Source organism: Pseudomonas guariconensis (assembly GCF_040822035.1).
In the GTDB taxonomy this organism is placed as follows: Bacteria; Pseudomonadota; Gammaproteobacteria; order Pseudomonadales; family Pseudomonadaceae; genus Aquipseudomonas; species Aquipseudomonas guariconensis.
Map to the genome: position 1 here is coordinate 1783697 of NZ_CP162012.1, position 16864 is coordinate 1800560.

The 16864-nt window shown below is 62.4% G+C and carries 14 protein-coding genes; 10 read left to right on the top strand and 4 right to left on the bottom strand.

The genetic code is table 11. From position 1 onward, the window contains the following. Position 1: 1 nt before the first annotated feature. From AB1N67_RS08060 to AB1N67_RS08070, 3 genes are read right to left on the bottom strand one after another with little or no spacing between them, the layout of a single operon-like run. A complete protein-coding gene (locus AB1N67_RS08060; protein WP_336202303.1) occupies positions 2–1408 on the bottom strand; it encodes an efflux transporter outer membrane subunit in 1407 nt (468 codons plus the stop codon). Positions 1409–1411: 3 nt separating this feature from the next. After that, complete coding sequence (locus AB1N67_RS08065; protein WP_367863658.1) at positions 1412–3376, bottom strand: MacB family efflux pump subunit; 1965 nt, start codon at positions 3374–3376, stop codon at positions 1412–1414. Further along, complete coding sequence (locus AB1N67_RS08070; protein WP_090345928.1) at positions 3377–4555, bottom strand: efflux RND transporter periplasmic adaptor subunit; 1179 nt, start codon at positions 4553–4555, stop codon at positions 3377–3379. Between the two features lie 216 nt (positions 4556–4771). Between AB1N67_RS08070 and AB1N67_RS08075 the strand changes: the two genes are divergently transcribed. The 4 genes from AB1N67_RS08075 (at position 4772) to AB1N67_RS08090 (ending at position 9135) form a co-directional block, all read left to right on the top strand. Next, positions 4772–5248, top strand: a complete 477-nt coding sequence (locus tag AB1N67_RS08075) for a sigma-70 family RNA polymerase sigma factor (RefSeq protein ID WP_070574319.1) — start codon at positions 4772–4774, stop codon at positions 5246–5248. Positions 5249–5460: 212 nt separating this feature from the next. Beyond that, positions 5461–5943: a response regulator gene (locus AB1N67_RS08080; protein ID WP_043211443.1), complete on the top strand. Its 483-nt coding sequence runs from the start codon at positions 5461–5463 to the stop codon at positions 5941–5943. Positions 5944–6009: 66 nt separating this feature from the next. Further along, positions 6010–7326, top strand: coding sequence for an MFS transporter (locus tag AB1N67_RS08085; RefSeq protein WP_052352466.1), 1317 nt, complete (start codon positions 6010–6012; stop codon positions 7324–7326). 144 nt (positions 7327–7470) lie between these two features. After that, complete coding sequence (locus tag AB1N67_RS08090; protein WP_367863659.1) at positions 7471–9135, top strand: hypothetical protein; 1665 nt, start codon at positions 7471–7473, stop codon at positions 9133–9135. Positions 9136–9203: 68 nt separating this feature from the next. On the opposite strand, the gene AB1N67_RS08095 is transcribed toward AB1N67_RS08090, so the two are convergent. Further along, the gene (locus tag AB1N67_RS08095) at positions 9204–10868 is read right to left on the bottom strand and encodes an electron transfer flavoprotein-ubiquinone oxidoreductase (protein WP_043211441.1); all 1665 of its coding nucleotides are present in this window, start codon (positions 10866–10868) and stop codon (positions 9204–9206) included. Between the two features lie 547 nt (positions 10869–11415). On the opposite strand from AB1N67_RS08095, the gene AB1N67_RS08100 reads away from it, so the two are divergent. From AB1N67_RS08100 to AB1N67_RS08125, 6 genes are all read left to right on the top strand, one after another. Further along, a complete protein-coding gene (locus AB1N67_RS08100) occupies positions 11416–12165 on the top strand; it encodes an electron transfer flavoprotein subunit beta/FixA family protein (RefSeq protein WP_043211439.1) in 750 nt (249 codons plus the stop codon). After that, the gene (locus AB1N67_RS08105) at positions 12166–13095 is read left to right on the top strand and encodes an electron transfer flavoprotein subunit alpha/FixB family protein (RefSeq protein ID WP_043211437.1); all 930 of its coding nucleotides are present in this window, start codon (positions 12166–12168) and stop codon (positions 13093–13095) included. It begins immediately after the preceding gene. Between the two features lie 78 nt (positions 13096–13173). Then, on the top strand, positions 13174–13995 hold the full coding sequence (locus AB1N67_RS08110; protein ID WP_043211436.1) for an ABC transporter substrate-binding protein: 822 nt from the start codon (positions 13174–13176) through the stop codon (positions 13993–13995). A gap of 7 nt (positions 13996–14002) precedes the next feature. Continuing rightward, on the top strand, positions 14003–14356 hold the full coding sequence (locus tag AB1N67_RS08115) for a DUF4398 domain-containing protein (protein ID WP_043211434.1): 354 nt from the start codon (positions 14003–14005) through the stop codon (positions 14354–14356). Beyond that, on the top strand, positions 14353–15162 hold the full coding sequence (locus tag AB1N67_RS08120; RefSeq protein ID WP_043211433.1) for an OmpA family protein: 810 nt from the start codon (positions 14353–14355) through the stop codon (positions 15160–15162). The genes AB1N67_RS08115 and AB1N67_RS08120 overlap by 4 nt, the downstream gene beginning before the upstream one ends. A 196-nt stretch (positions 15163–15358) precedes the next feature. Next, complete coding sequence (locus AB1N67_RS08125; RefSeq protein WP_043211432.1) at positions 15359–16801, top strand: PLP-dependent aminotransferase family protein; 1443 nt, start codon at positions 15359–15361, stop codon at positions 16799–16801. Positions 16802–16864: the final 63 nt, after the last annotated feature.

Here is a 16864-nt window from a genome sequence, read left to right on the forward strand (position 1 = left end):
TTCAGCGCGAAGGCACCTGCCAGCCACCCCCCAACGCTTTGTACAACGCCACGCTGCCCTGTAGCCGGGCCAGGCGCAATTGCGCCTGCTGGTCCTGCGCGTCATATAGGGTGCGCTGGGTCTGCAGCACGCTGAGCAGGGTCTCTGCGCCGGCGGCATAGCGTTGCTGGGCAAGATCGAAGGCGATGCGCGCCTGGCGCACTTCCTCGTCCTGCCACTGGCGCTGGTGGTCCACACCCTGGATGGCATTGAGCGCCTTCTCCACGTCGGCAAAGCTCGCCAGAATGCTCGTCCGGTAGTTTTCCAGCAGTTCTTGCTGCTCGGCAGTGGCCAGGTCGCGGGCGGCACGCAGGCGGCCGTTGTTGAAGACCGGCGCGATCAGCCCGCTGGTGAGGGTGTAATAGGGGCTGTCCAGGATCTGGGCGAAGGTGCGCGCGCCGCTGCCCAGGTCGGCGCCCAAAGTCAGCTTGGGCAACAGCGCGGCCCGGGCGACCTGAACGTTGGCGCTGGCTGCCGCCAGGCGTGCCTCGGCAGCGGCGATATCGGGGCGGCGGCCGAGCAGATCGCTGGGGACGCCGCTGCCGATGCGCGGCCATTGCAAGGCGCCGATCGTGCCACGGTTGGCGGGCACGTGCTGGACCGGCTCGCCCAGCAGAGTGGCCAAGGTGACGCGGCTGTCTTGCCATCGCTGCTCAAGCAGCGGCACCTGGCGTTCCTGGGCGGCCACCAGGCTGCGTTGCTGGGCCAACTCCAGGCGTGTGGCCGAACCTGAGCGTTCCCGCGCTTGTACGAGCGCCAGCACGTCACGCGCATTGTCCAGGTTCAGACGGGCAATACGCAGTTGTTCCTCCAGTGCCAAGCCTTGCAGGTAACTGTCGGCCACCGCGCAGGTCAGCGTCAGCTCGACCGTCTGGCGGTCGAAGCGACTGGCGTCCAGGCCATGCAAGGCGCTGTCGCGTGCAGCGCGCAGGCCTCCCCAGAAATCGATCTCGTAGCTGGCGCTCAGGCGGGTGCCGAAGGAGGTGCTGGTACGCTCGCTGCTGCTGGCATCGAGTTGGTCGTTGCCGTCGCCGCGCAACAGGCGCTGGCGGCTGGCATCCAGGCCGAACTGCAGCTCTGGCAACAAAGGTGCGCCGGCGATCACTGCGCGGGCCTGGGCCTGGCGCACCCGTGCGGTGGCGGCGGCGAGGTCATGGCTGTTGCGCAGGGCTCGCTCGATCAATTGGTCCAGCTGGGGGCTGGCGAATGCCTTCCACCAGATGGCATCGGGCAGGGGGCGGGTGGCGTCTTCGCGCTGCGCCTGCCAGGTCGCCGGCGCGGTGATATCGGCCTCTGGACTGGGCGGTGTGCTGCACGCGGCAAGGGCGAGGCTCAGGGTCAACAGGCTGATGCGGCTGGGCAATGTCATGAGTTATACGCTGGTGAGGGCTTTGACCGGATCGAGGCGAGCGGCCTTGCGGGCTGGCATGAAGCCGAACACCACGCCGGTGACGACGGCGCAGGCGAATGCACCGAGCATGGCGGGTAGAGCGAAGGCCACGGCGATGTCGGCCAGCATCAGGCCTGCGCCGATGCACAGGGCCAGTACGATGCCGGTGACCCCGCCGACCATCGACAGCATCACCGCTTCGCTGAGGAATTGACGCAGGATGTCGCGCTGACGGGCCCCAGTGGCCATGCGGATGCCGATCTCACGGGTGCGCTCGCGCACGGTCATGAGCATGATGTTCATCACGCCGATGCCGCCAACCAGCAAGGAGATGGCGGCAATCGCGCCGAGCATCAGCGACAGGCTGTTCTGGGTGCGGGCTTCGGCTTGGATCAAGGCTGCATCGTTGGTCAGTTCGAAATCGCGCTTGCCTTGGTGGCGCTGGCGCAGCAGGTGGTCGATGGCCGCCTCGGTGGCGTGGACCTGGGATGAGTCGAGAGCGGCAATGGCGATGTACTCGGGCTCATAGCGCCCGAACAAGCGGATGGCGGCGGCGGAGTAGGGCACCACGATGCGCTCGTCGCTGTCCTGGTCCCCCGAGCTTGCACCCTTGCCGGCCAGAATGCCCACGACCTGGAACGGCACGTTGCCGATCAACAGGTACTGGCCCAGCGGGTCGCGCCGGTTGCCGAGCATCTTCTCCTTCACTTTCTGCCCGATCACCGCCACGGCAGCACCACTGGCCTCGTCAGACTCACTGAAAAAGGCCCCTTCGACCACTGGCCAGTTGAAGACTTCCGGGAACCAGGTGTTGTTGCCACCGACATAGAACTGCTGGCTGTTGTTGCCGTAGCGCACCATCAGTTCTTCGCCGATCACCGGCATGACGCGTTTGACCTGTGGCAGTTCGGCGATCGCGTCGACATCATCGAGGGTGATGAGGCCTGCAGGTTCGCGCAGTGTCGCCGCTTTGCCGGACAGGTAGAGGATGTTCGAGCCGAACGCGGCCATTTGTGCCATGACCTGGCGCTTGCTGCCTTCGCCGACGGCCAGCATCACCACCACCGAGGCGACGCCGATGACGATGCCGAGCAAGGTCAAGGCAGTGCGGAAGCGGTTGATCCACATGACCCGCCAGGCCGCCTGCAGGGCTTCGAGCAGCTCGCCTTTCCAGGCGCCGCGCAGGGTGGCGCCGCGGTCCAGACGCTGGCGCAGCTCGTCGGCTTGCAGGCCTGGGTACGTAGCGGTTGCAGGTTGCTCGTCGGCTGAGTCGCTGATCATCAGGCCATCACGGATCTCGATGACCCGATGAGCTCGTGCCGCCACTTCGCGGTCGTGGGTGATCAAAATGATCACGTGGCCTTGGTGGGCGAGCTCATCCAGCAGGGCCATGACTTCGGCGCCGCTGTGACTGTCCAGCGCGCCGGTGGGCTCGTCGGCGAGGATGATGTGTCCGCCGTTCATCAGTGCCCGGGCGATCGATACCCGCTGTTGCTGGCCGCCGGAGAGCTGGTGCGGGCGGTTGGTGGTGCGGCTGGCCAGCCCCAGGCGTTCGAGCAGCGCACGAGCTCTGGCGTGGCGTTCGGCGGCGGGCGTTCCGGCATAGATGGCCGGCATCTCGACGTTTTCCTGGGCGGAGCCCGAGGGGATCAGGTGATAGCCCTGGAACACGAAGCCAAAGGCCTCGCGACGCAGCCACGCCAGCTCATCGCTGTCCAGGTCGGCGACGTCCTTGCCGGCGAAGCGATAACTGCCGGCGCTGGGGCGATCAAGGCAGCCGAGAATGTTCATCAGCGTCGACTTGCCTGAGCCCGAGGCACCGACGATGGCGACGAACTCGCCGGGGTGGATGGTCAGGCTGATGCCGCGCAACACCTCGACTTTCGGTGTGTCGATGCCGCCATAGGCCTTGCGGATGTCGGTGAGTTCGATCAGAGGGACAGGCATTCAACCTCCGCTGGCGGCCGGGGCGCCGATAACCAGTTGTTCGCCTTCACTCAGGCCTTCGAGGATCTGCACGCGCAGACGATCGCTCAGGCCCGTTCGCACTTGGCGCTGCTCGATCTTGCCCTCGCGATTGAGCACTTGGGCCAAGTACAGGCCGTCGTCATCGGCGTCCTCCAGAGCGGCCAGGGGGGCTGTGAGCACCTGCTTGGCCTGGCCGGCAACGAAGAACACCTGGGTAGTCATTTCGGCCATCAGGGCGCCATCGGGGTTGTCGACATCCAGCAGCACGGTGTACTGCACCACCTTGTTGCCGGTGGTGCCGGCGCTGGCGCTGGCCGGGCTGCCGCCGCCCTGGCTGGCCTGGTCCAACGGCTTGGGCGGGATCGGCAGGATCTGCCGCACGCGGCTGCTCCAGCGGCGCTTGCCGCCGGCCAGGGTGGTGAAGTAGGCGCTCATGCCGGGCTGGACCTTGCCGATGTCGGCCTCCGATACCTGGGCCCAGACGGTCATCGGCGAGAGTTTGGCGATACGCAGGATCAACGGCGTCTGTTGCTGGGCGTTGAGGGTCTGGCCCTCCCGGGCATCCACAGCGACCACGGTGCCGCTCATGGGGGCATAGATGCGCGTGTAACCCAACTCGGCCTCGTCGCTGCGCAGGCTGGCTTGAGCCTGGCGGATCTGCGCCTGGTACATGTCGATGCGCGCCTGGGTCACTTTGAGTTGGGCTTGGGCTGTTTGCAGGTCTTCCTCGCGGGTGGCGCCTGCGGCGGCTAGATCACGTTGGCGTTGGTACTGTTGCGTCGCCAGCTGGTACTGGGCGCGTTGCTCGGCCAGTTGGGCCTTGAGGTTTTCGATGGAGTAGCGACCGGCATCGAGCTTGGCTTGCTGGGTGGACGGGTCGATCTCGACCAGCAACTGACCCTGGCGCACCACATCGCCCACCTCCACGTGCAACGTGCGGATCTGCCCGGAGGCCTGGGCGCCCACATCGACATAACGCCTGGGCTGCAAGGTGCCCAAGGCCGTGACGCTGCTTTCGATATCGCCTCGCACGACCTGGACGGTGCTAACCGGCAGGGTGCCGAAGGGCAGGGTCTTCCAGGCCAGGATGGCGCCCAGGCCAAGCAGGCCCAGGCCACCGAGCAGGATCCGACGGCGGGTGTGGATTAAGCGTCTCATGCGGGCTTCCGGCCAGGGGTGAAAGTCACACGCGGCCAATCGTGGCACGCAGGGCGGTCTCAGGTAGACGAAGCCACAACGGGGAGATTTAGTCGATTCGAGAAGTGGGGGTGGGTTGTTGCTGAGAATAATTATAATTTGTAATATGTCGCGCTGATATCACTTCGTCCCGTGTTCCGATTGCAAGTGTCGAGCAAGGAAATGCCAGGTACCGTCGTGGAACATTACTATCGTGAGCTGGTGAGTTTCCTTTCCGCGCGCCTGGGCAACCGTCAGGCGGCGGAGGACGTCGCCCACGATGCCTACCTGAGAGTGCTGGAGCGCACTGACGCTCAGCGCATCGAACACCCGCGCGCTTTTTTGTACCGCACTGCGCTGAACCTGGTGGTCGATCGCCACCGACGTCATCAGGTGCGCCAGGCCGAGCCGCTGGAAGTGCTGGACACCGACGAGCGCTGGCACGGGCCTGGGTTGTCCCACAGCATGCAGATGGACCAGCGCCTGGAATTGATGCAGCGCGCCCTTGATGAGCTGAGCAAACCCTGCCGGGACAGCTTCCTGCTGCGCAAACTCGAAGGGCTGTCTCACCCGCAGATCGCCGAGCGCCTGGGGATTTCTCGCAGCCTGGTGGAAAAGCATATTGTCAATGCCATGAAACACTGCCGCGTACGCATGCGCGAGTGGGAATCCTGACGTTGCCGACACATCCCTGAAACACCCGTATCAGCCGCGTTACACCCTTGATGGGAAATGAAAATTCCCCATGCTGGCGACTTGATTTCTCCTGCTTTCCCGACAACTATCAAGGAAAGACCCCGGCCGGGCCCCCGTCGTGGTGGTTGCCTGTACTGGCGCAGTAGGGGCAGGGCATATTCCCTCAACGCCTCGTTGCCCAGGTGCAGACAATGGCAAACAAGACCATGCGCATCCTCATTGCCGACGAGCATCCGTGCCAACGTTTGCAGCTGGAAAAAATGCTCAATGGCCTGGGCTACTACCGCATCGCCCCGGTGGAAAGTTTCGAAGACCTCCAGCGTTTGGTGCAGAGCGCGCTGCAGCCATTCAATCTATTGATCGGCAACATCGAGCTGGCCAGCCACGCCGGCGTCGACCTGGCGCGCTTTTGCCGGGTCAGCACCCAGATCCAGCATGCCTTGCTCTACCATTCTCAGCACCTGAAGGTGCCCGCAGTGCCTCAGGCCCAGCGCCAGGCGGTGAACATCAGCCTGCCGCGCGTACCGGATGACGAGGCGCTGCAATCGTTCATGGCGATCATCGACCTGCCTTTGGTGGTAGGGCAGTTGCCGCTGCCGGCGAGCCTGGCGGGCAAGGGCAATCCGATCCGGCACCGAAACTTCGGCCACACAGTGTTCAGCCGTTCGAGCTGAGTCAGGTGGGGCAAGGGGGTGGCATTTGCTATCCTCTTGCCCTTTGCCGATTTGCGGAACCATGCCATGACTGTCATCGATACCGCCCGTGCACCCCGGTTCAGCCGCGGCGATCACCGGACCCTGGGCCTGGCGGCGTTGGGCGGCGCGTTGGAAATCTACGATTTCATTATCTTCGTGTTCTTCGCCCTGACCCTCAGCCAGCTGTTTTTCCCGCCTGAAATGCCTGAGTGGTTGCGGCTGCTGCAGAGTTTCGGAATTTTCGTCACCGGGTACCTGGCCAGGCCCCTGGGCGGCATCCTGATGGCGCACTTCGCCGACCACCTGGGGCGCAAGCGGGTGTTCAGCCTGAGCATCCTGATGATGGCCCTGCCGTGCCTGCTGATCGGCCTGATGCCGACCTATGCCGATATCGGCTATGCCGCGCCGCTGATCTTGCTGGCGTTGCGTATCCTCCAAGGCGCTGCGGTGGGTGGCGAGGTGCCGAGCGCCTGGACCTTCGTTGCCGAACATGCGCCTGTGGGCCGACGCGGCTATGCCCTGGGCTTTCTGCAAGCCGGACTGACCTTCGGCTACCTGCTGGGCGCCTTGACCGCGACCTTGTTGGCGAAGCTTTACAGTCCGCAGGAGATTCTCGACTACGCCTGGCGTTATCCCTTCCTGTTGGGCGGTGTGTTTGGTGTCGTCGGCGTCTGGTTGCGCCGCTGGTTGAGTGAAACGCCGGTGTTCCTGGCCCTGCGCGAACGCCAGGAACAGCCAGTGGCCTTCCCGCTGCGTAGCGTGCTGGGCACGCATCGTCATGCACTGATTCCGGCGGCCTTGCTGACTTGCGTGCTGACGTCGGCAGTGGTGGTGCTGGTGGTGATCACCCCTACCGTGATGCAGCAGCGCTTCGGCATCGCAGCGGGCCACACCTTCGCCCTGAGCAGCGTGGGAATTGTCTTTCTCAACATGGGTTGCGTGCTGGCCGGCTTGCTGGTCGACCGCATCGGTGCCTGGCGCGCCTTGATGATCTACAGCCTGCTGTTGCCTGTGGGCATCGGAGCGTTGTACGCAAGTCTGGTGGGGCAGTTTGGCTGGACGTGGCTGGCCTATGCCTTGGCAGGGTTGTCCTGCGGTGTGGTAGGGGTGGTGCCATCAGTGATGGTCGGGTTGTTCCCGGCGCAGATCCGAGTGTCGGGTATTTCCTTCACCTACAACATCGCCTATGCCTTATGGGCCAGCACCACGCCGCTGGCGTTGATTGCATTGATGCCATGGAGCCCCTGGGTGTGCGTCGGGTTCTGCCTGATCATGGGGCTTGTCGGTTTCATGACGGCGGCCTACTTCCGCGGTCGTGGAGTGGCGTGCGCGACGTCGTGCTCGGCTACCTCGCCCCTCTGAAGGTGCAGTGCGTGTCCTACGGTGCGCGAGCTAGGGTTCACGCAAGGTAAGGGGAACGGCACTGACTGTCGGTGGTGGAGCCTCTGCGTAGATTGCTCGGTGCTTGATTCAAGCACCCGCATCTACCGGATTTGGAGGCTGCCGATGTATGGCTTTAACGTGAAGTGGCAGACGCGCGAGCAACTGCCGGAAATCCCCCAGGACATGTTGTTCTCCGGTGTGGCGCGCGACACGCCAGAGGCTGATCCCGGTCATGCCCCTGTGATGAGTACGCCCGTCATACGCTGGGGAAACAGCAAAGCCTGCGTCTTTGATGACCGGGTACACCATGAGCAGGCCTGGCTGGTGGTCTATGGGGATGGCCAGCGGCTCACGGGGGGCCGACCTCTGCAAGGGTTCCGGCATATCGCTGATATCCAGGAGGCGGCCAGTGGCGTTGCACTGCGTCTGATCGATGCCAATGGCCATGAGGTGCAAATCTCGCACCTGGAACTTGATTCGCTGGATGGCAAGGACGGCCGCGAGTCCGAAATCGAGGGATTGCCAGTGGGTATCCCTTTTTGCCTGGGCCATGACCATGCTTTGCTGATGGCCGATGAAAAGGGCGTGCGCATTGATTCGGGGCCGGAGACCCTGGCCATGCAATGGATGTTCAAGGACGGAAAACTGAGCAGCGTCGCCACCGGTCAAGTCCTTGGCCTGGGAGTACGTTGTCTGCCGCCCGCCCAAGGGCTTGAAAAATGGCATCTTTCTCCCGAAGGGGTGCTTGCGTTTGGCCCTCAGGCGCAGGCGCTGTGCGCAGACCCGGCGCATGGCGAGGTCTGGCTTCAGCCTCAGGACCCGGGGTTGCCATCTGTGCGTTGGCAGGTGAAACGACCGCGTAACAAGGCGTCGGGCATGCAGGTCGAGAAGCTGGTCCTGCATGTGCAGGTCTGCGACGACTACAGCGCCGGGACTTCGGACAGCGTCTACTTCTCGATCAATGGCAGCCGTCATCAGCAGCTTCTGGCCAGGAATTTCGAACGAGGCTCGGCGCTGGCTGCCGAGGTGGATCTGGCCAGTATGTTCCAAGGGCGCACCATCTTTGCCGACGAACTCGTCAGCGTGGAGCTGTATCAGGTAAGCGGCGACGGCTACGGTCCAGCATGGCGTATGAACGCGCTGGATCTGGTGGTCAATGACCACATGAGCAACCGTGTGCTCGGGTCCGACAGTCCATGGCTGTTGCCAACGTCAGGCGCAAACTGGACGGGTACGATCAATTGGCTGGACTGGCGTGAGGAGGGCGGTCAGACGCCGTTGGACTTTGCCGGGTACACCTATCCGGTCAATTGGGGGCCACTGCTGTCCGATTGGCTGAACTGGCGTTCGTATGAACCGGAAACGCTCACGGGGGTGTGCCAGTTGATTGGCGAGTATCAGGGCAGGCTTCTGGCCTACGATCTCAAAGACAAGAAACCGGTCTATCTTGAGCCCAATACCGCAATCGATTCTTACACGTGGGTCTACACCCCACAGGGAAGCATCATCATCCGGCGTTGGGACAAGACCGCGTCCCGCAGCAGCTATATCCGTCATAGCCAACTCGGCTCCGGCAATCCAGTGGTGTGCGCCGGAGAGCTCACCATCACTCGTGTTGCGACCCACATGGCTGTGCAGGATCTTTTGGGGATGATCAACGACGCGTCCGGGCATTACCTGCCCGATGGCGGCACATGTCTGGCACATGTGCGCGAACGGCTGGCCCAACTTGGGCTGGATACGAGCAGTACGCAGATCCGATACAGGACGCAAACCCCGGCGATGTGATGGCCTGCAACCCAAACGAAAAAGCCCCCAAGGCCTGGCCTTGGGGGCTTTTTTCATGCGGGGCGATGTTACATGTTCGGGTAATTCGGCCCGCCTGCGCCTTCTGGAGTGACCCAGGTGATGTTCTGGGCCGGGTCCTTGATGTCGCAGGTCTTGCAATGCACACAGTTCTGCGCGTTGATCTGGAAGCGCTTGCTCCCGTCTTCCTGGGTAACCACTTCGTACACGCCGGCCGGGCAGTAGCGCTGGGCAGGTTCGTCATACAGCGGCAGGTTGCTGGCGATCGGTACGCTGGCATCGGCCAGTTTCAGGTGGCAGGGCTGTTCCTCTTCATGGTTGGTGCTGGAGAGGAACACCGAACTCAGCTTGTCGAAGCTGAGCTTGCCGTCGGGTTTGGGGTAGTCGATCTTCTGCGAATCGGCTGCCAGCTTGAGGCAGGCGTAGTCCGGCTTGGTGTCGTGCAGGGTGAACGGCAGCTTGCCGCCGAACCAGTTCTGGTCGATGTAGTTGAACGCACCACCGAGCAAGGGGCCGAACTTGTGCAGCGCAGGGCCGAAGTTGCGGCTGGCGAACAGCTCCTCATACAGCCAGCTGGCTTTGAAGGCGCTGACGTAGTTGTCGAGGGTGTCGCCACCTTCGCGACCGGCGAACAGAGCTTCGGCCACGGCGTCGGCGGCGAGCATGCCGGACTTCATGGCGGTGTGGCTGCCTTTGATCTTGGAGAAGTTCAGGGTGCCCAGGTCGCAACCGATCAGTGCGCCGCCGTTGAAGACCATCTTCGGCAGCGAGTTCAGGCCGCCCTTGCAGATGGCGCGGGCACCGTAGCTGATGCGCTTGCCGCCTTCGAGGTACTGGCTCATCACCGGGTGGTGCTTCAGGCGCTGGAACTCATCGAATGGCGACAGGTAGGGGTTGGCATAGGAGAGGTCGACGATCAGGCCGACCACCACCTGATTGTTCTCCAGATGATAAAGGAAGGAGCCGCCGGTGTTCTCGGCGCTCACTACGTCCAGCGGCCAGCCGGCGGTGTGCACCACCAGGCCTTGCTCGTGCTTGGCCGGATCGATTTCCCAGATTTCCTTGAGGCCAATGCCGTAGTGCTGGACGTCGGACTCGCTGTCGAGGTTGAAGCGCTTGATCAACTGTTTGCCGATATGACCACGGCAGCCTTCGGCGAACAACGTGTACTTGGCGCGCAGTTCCATGCCTGGCGTGTACAGGCCGTCTTTAGGGTTGCCTTCGCGGTCGACCCCCAGGTCGCCCGTGATGATTCCGCGGACCACGCCGTTCTCATCGAACAGCGCTTCCTGGGCGGCGAAGCCTGGGTAAATTTCCACGCCCAGGTTCTCGGCTTGTTGGGCCAGCCAGCGGCACAGATTGCCCAGGGAGATAATGTAGTTACCCTGGTTATGCATGGTCTTTGGCACGAACAGGTCAGGGACCTTGGTCGAGCTGCTCGCATCCTTGAGTACATAGATGTCGTCGCGCTTGACTTCGGTGTTCAGCGGAGCACCGAGTTCTTTCCAGTCGGGGAACAGTTCGTTCAGAGCACGTGGCTCGAACACCGCGCCGGAGAGGATGTGGGCACCGACTTCCGAGCCTTTCTCGACCACGCAGACGCTGATCTCGTTACCGGCTTCGGCGGCCTTCTGCTTCAGGCGGCAGGCGGCGGACAGGCCCGCCGGGCCTGCGCCGACGATGACCACGTCGAATTCCATGTATTCGCGTTCCACTGGTTCTCTCCTACTCAAGGCTCATCGCTGTTGCTTGTCTTGTCTTTTTGGGTGATGGAGGGCCATGCACGACTGTGTAAGCTGTAGCTTCGTGGATGACGGACTACACCGCTTTGTCTTGGCCGCGCATTATATCTACACCACTTGGCGGGTCCAATACAAACGTTTGTTTGAATTTGCCGGAGCCCAGTAAAATCACTGGAACGCGGCTGGAGGCTGGCCGATTTGCCGTATTGACCGGATTAGGTGTTACGGTCAAGATACGAGCGGTTTTACGCTCGCCGTAGGCTGACCGCCGGGCGCAGGTGTACCCCTAAAGACCAGGCATGGAGCAGGGTTTTCGGGCCGAATCCGGTTTTGTAGTGGAGTCTACACGCCACGACAGAAAATGACCCGTCGGTTTTGCCGGCGAAGTCGAAACAGGACTGTTCGGTCACAGGAAATTCCCCGCAGCCAGGAACGTTTTTAGAGGTGCCCTTGTACCCACGCGCAATCGCCGGGCATGCCCCAGGCGACATTCTTTTCACCGGAGAGTAACGAGGAATCCATGAAGGTTCTTGTAGCTGTCAAACGAGTGGTCGACTACAACGTCAAGGTTCGCGTCAAGGCGGACAACTCCGGCGTCGACCTTGCAAACGTCAAGATGTCCATGAACCCCTTCTGCGAAATCGCCGTGGAAGAAGCCGTACGCCTGAAGGAAAAGGGCGTTGCGACCGAGATCGTCGCCGTTGCCGTCGGTCCGACCGCTGCTCAGGAGCAGCTGCGTACCGCCCTGGCGCTGGGTGCCGATCGCGCCATCCTGGTCGAGACCGCCGAAGAGCTCAACTCCCTGGCCGTGGCCAAGGCGCTCAAGGCCATTGTCGATAAAGAGCAGCCACAGTTGGTCATCCTTGGCAAGCAAGCCATCGACAGTGACAACAACCAGACCGGCCAGATGCTGGCTGCGCTGACCGGCTACGCCCAAGGCACCTTCGCCTCCAAGGTCGAAGTGGCTGGCGACAAGCTCAACGTCACCCGTGAAATCGATGGCGGCCTGCAGACCGTCGCGCTGAACCTGCCGGCGATCGTCACCACCGACCTGCGTCTGAACGAGCCACGCTATGCGTCGCTGCCGAACATCATGAAAGCCAAGAAGAAGCCGCTGGAGACTGTCACTCCAGACGCGCTGGGCGTCTCCACCGCTTCCACCACCAAGACCCTGAAAGTCGAAGCCCCGGCTGCTCGCAGCGCGGGTATCAAGGTCAAGTCGGTGGCTGAACTGGTCGAGAAACTGAAGAACGAGGCGAAGGTAATCTAAATGACTATCCTGGTTGTCGCTGAACACGAAAACGGTGCCGTTGCCCCGGCTACCCTGAACACTGTTGCCGCTGCCGCCAAGATCGGTGGGGATATCCATGTGCTGGTCGCAGGCCAGAACGTCGGTGGTGTCGCTGAAGCTGCCGCCAAGATCGCTGGCGTTGCCAAGGTACTGGTCGCTGACAATGCCGCCTACGCTCACGCGCTGCCGGAAAACGTAGCGCCGCTGATCGCCGAGTTGGGCAAGGGCTACAGCCACGTGCTGGCTCCGGCCACCACCAATGGCAAGAACATCCTGCCACGCGTCGCCGCGCTGCTGGACGTCGACCAGATCTCCGAGATCATCTCGGTCGAGTCTGCCGACACCTTCAAGCGCCCGATCTATGCCGGTAACGCCATTGCTACCGTGCAGTCCAGCGCTGCGGTCAAGGTCATCACCGTGCGTACCACCGGCTTCGACGCCGTGGCCGCCGAGGGTGGTTCGGCTGCTGTCGAGGCCGTTGGTGCCGTGCACGACGCTGGCAAGTCTGCTTTCGTTGGTGAGGAGCTGGCCAAGTCCGACCGTCCTGAGCTGACCGCTGCCAAGATCGTCGTTTCCGGCGGTCGCGGCATGGGCAACGGTGACAACTTCAAGCATCTGTACGCCCTGGCCGACAAGCTTGGCGCTGCTGTCGGTGCCTCGCGTGCCGCGGTCGACGCAGGCTTCGTGCCCAACGACATGCAGGTCGGCCAGACCGGCAAGATCGTTGCGCCGCAGCTGTACATCGCCGTCGGTATCTCGGGCGCGATCCAGCACCTGGCGGGCATGAAGGACTCCAAGGTGATCGTTGCGATCAACAAGGACGAAGAAGCACCGATCTTCCAGGTCGCCGACTACGGCCTGGTCGCCGACCTGTTCGAGGCGGTTCCAGAGCTGGAAAAGCTGGTCTGATCCGGCGGCTTCACTTATAAAGAAGCCCGGCCCTCCGAAACGAGGGCCGGGCTTTTTTCTGGCTGCAAGGAGTAGGGCATGGAGTTTCGCAAAGCGGGCAGGGTGCTGGCCTGCATGGCGGCGTTGTCGGCGCCATGGACAATGGCAGCAGGCAAGTGCGAACGCCTGGTGGCGACCGGCAGCCCGGATGCTCCGCCGTATTCCTGGCAGGATCCGAAAGATCCTCGGCATCTGATCGGTGCCAATGTCGACCTGCTGCGTCAGGTCGCCGCCGAGCTTGGGGTGTCGGTCGAAGTGCTGCACGCCGGCAAGCGCGACCAGGCGCTGGAGGAGGTGCGCAGCGGGCGTATGGACCTGTTGATCGATACGCCCATGCAGGTCGAACAGTTGACCGCCCTGGACTACATCCATCCGCCGTTGCAGCTCAACGAGTACCTTGTCTGGACTCGTCATGACGCCACGTTGGTCTTCGACGGGCCGGCGGACCTTGCCCAGTACCAAGGCAGTATTTCCGAGCGGGCTCGCCTGACTCCGGCTTTCGAAGCCTTCGCCAAGGCCCAGCTCAAGCTGGCCCCTGCGCAGAACCTGACTCAGGCCTTCCAGAAACTGGTACTGGGCCAGGTCGATTATGTGCTGGCCGGGCGCTATTCGGGCATGGGCATGGTCCAGAGTCTGGGGATGGGCAACGACTTGATCGCCCGCGGCTTGCCGGTGGACCGCCCAGGCCTGTACCTCGCTGTGTCGCACAACTCGGCCTGCAATGACGCCTGGCTGCGCGGACAACTGGCAAAAAAACTGACAGAATTGCCGATCTCCGGGGTGTCCCAGGCTGTGCTGCAGCGCAATGTCGAGCGCTGGAAGGCGCAGATGCAGGCGCCTCTGGATGCCCCTAAACAGTAGGAATGCAATGAGAACCCAACCACTGATCCTTGCCTTGGCCATGCTCGGCCTGGCTGGCTGTGCCAACGATCCTGCGCCCAACGAGCAGATGCGTCTGTCCGAGCAGGCCCTGGAGCAGGCCAAGGCCGTCGGTGCCACCGAGCAGGTGGCGGAATTGAAACTGGCCGAAGACAAACTTGCGAGAGCCAAGACCAACATGGCCACCGAGGATTACCGTGACGCGCGCATGCGCGCCGAGCAGGCCGAGCTGGATGCGCGCCTGGCCGAGGCTCGGGTGTTGACCCAGAAGAGCGAAGAGCAGCTTCAGGTCGTGCAGGCGCGGGTCAAGCGCCTTCGCAAGCAACTGGAGGTCCAGCCATGATGCGTCGCCAATCAATGGCTGCACTGGCGCTGATGGCGCTGGTCGGGTTGCAGGGTTGCGCGAGCCAGCGCAGCGAGTCGGCGCTCGATGAAGCGGCGGTCGCCTTCCAAAAGGTCAAGGATGATGCCGATGTGCTGCGCAGCGCGCCGCGCGATGTGATTCGTGCTGGTGAATCCCTGGCGCGTGCCGAGCGTCTCTCGAGCTACATCGGCACCGGGTCCGACGTGCGTCACTACGCCTATTTGAGCAAGCGCTACAGCGAGATCGCGGCCGAGCATGCCAAGTTGGCCCTCAATCAAGAGCGTCTGGCCAAGCTCGACCTGGAGCGCCAGCGCTTGCAGCTGGGTCTGCGCGAAGCCAAATTGGCCAGCGTCCAACAGCAGGGTAAGTGGGTCGAAGCGCAGATCGCGGCCATGGCCTCCGAGCAAAGCGATCGTGGCTTGGTGATGACGTTGGGCGATGTGCTGTTCGACACTGGTCGCGCCGAGCTCAAGACCTCTGCCAGCCGCACGGTGCTCAAGCTCGTCCAGTTCCTGCAGCTCAATCCTCGTCGTGTGGTGCGGGTCGAAGGGTATACCGACAGTACCGGACTGCCCGAGGATAACCTCGCGCTATCGCGGGATCGTGCCCAGGCCGTGGCTGATATGTTGATCGACCTGGGTGTAGACGAAAAACGCATACAGGTCGAAGGCTATGGCGACCAGTATCCGATCGACGCCAATGCGTCCGAGCGGGGCAGGGCGCAGAACCGTCGGGTCGAAATCGTCTTTTCCGACGACAAGGGCAAGCTCGCGCCAGCGCGTTGAAGCCGGGCGTTCTTGTAGGTTTTTGGCTATCTCGTTCGTCGGTAACGGGCGGGTTTGTTGATTCTGTGATTGTTACCTCACTGTATTGTTGACTATTCTCCAATCTGTCCCAGTACACTTCGTAACTGTTACGGTATTCTGACTCGGCTTTGAGTCGCACAAGAACAACGAACCCGTCCGCGTTTCGAGAGCCGCCATGACCAACCTGCTGTTGTACCAGCGCATTGCCCAGCAACTGGCCGATGACATCCGCCGAGGTGTCTACCAGCCTGGTGAGCGTGTGCCCTCCGTGCGCAAGATGAGCGCCCAGCTCAACGTCAGTCATGCCACGGTGCTGCAGGCCTATGCCAATCTGGAGGATCAAGGCCTGATCCGCGCGCGGCCGCAGTCCGGCTACTACGTGCACCAGACCCCGGCACTCACCGCACAGACCCCGGATATCGCCCGGGTCGAGCGGCCGGGCCTGGTCACTCGTGCGAGCATCATCCAACAGGTGCTGACCGAGGCGCGACGAGACGGAGTTTTCCCCTTTGGTGCGGCAGTCCCGCACGTTGACTATTTGCCGGTGCGGGCTCTGCATCAGCAATTGGCCAAAGTGACGCGCTTTCACAGCCCGCGCGCCTTCAGTTACATGTTCAGTCCTGGTTTCGAGCCACTGCGCCGGCAGATAGCCATTCGTATGCGTGACGCCGGGGTGCTGGTCGATCCGCGTGAGGTGGTGGTGACCCATGGTTGCGTCGATGCCCTGCAAATGTCGTTGCGGGTACTGACTCGCCCAGGCGACCTGATCGCTGCGGAGTCGCCCACCTATTATGGATTGCTGCAATTGGCCGACTTGTTGGGGCTCAAGGTCATCGAGATTCCGAGTGACCCGTCGACCGGCATCAGTCTTGAGGCCTTGCAGTTGGCTGCCAACCAATGGTCAATCAAGGCCCTGGTGTTGACCCCGCGTCTGAGCAATCCCTTGGGGGGCACGATCCCTGAGGATCGGCAAAAGCAGCTGTTGCGTCTGGCCTCGGACTTCGATATCCAGATCGTCGAGGACGACATCTATGGCGAACTGATGTTCGAGCAAGGCCGGACCAAGGCGCTCAAGGCATTCGATCGTCTGGATCGGGTCATCTACTGCTCAAGCTTTTCCAAGACCCTTTCGCCTGGAGTGCGGGTAGGTTGGATGATTGCCGGTCGTTACCAGGACGAGATCCAGCGGCTGCAGACCTTCACCACCCATTCGGCGTGCAGCGTCACCCAGATGGGTGTGGCCGCCTATCTGGAAAACGGCGGATATGACCGCCACCTGCGGTACATCCGCCAGGAGTACCGCAAGAACCTCAGCGCCTATCAGTTGGCCGTGCAGCAGCATTTTCCTGAAGGTACGCAGATGACCCGGCCTACGGGAGGATTCATTCTCTGGGTGAGCCTGCCTGGGAGGGTCAACACCCAAGATCTGCATGTGCGGGCGTTGGAGCAAGGCATCAGCATCGCGCCGGGGCTTATCTTCAGCAACACCGAGCAGTTCAACCATTGCATTCGGCTCAACTGCGGCATTCCATGGAACAAGGAGGCCGAGCGTGCAGTGATCACGCTGGGTCTGCTGGCTCATCAGTTATGCAAATCGTCGACAGGATCACTGTTGTAAATCTTGCCAGTGGCGTTCGGAACAGAGAGCATACGCACACTTTTCCAGCACGCTCCTGATGTC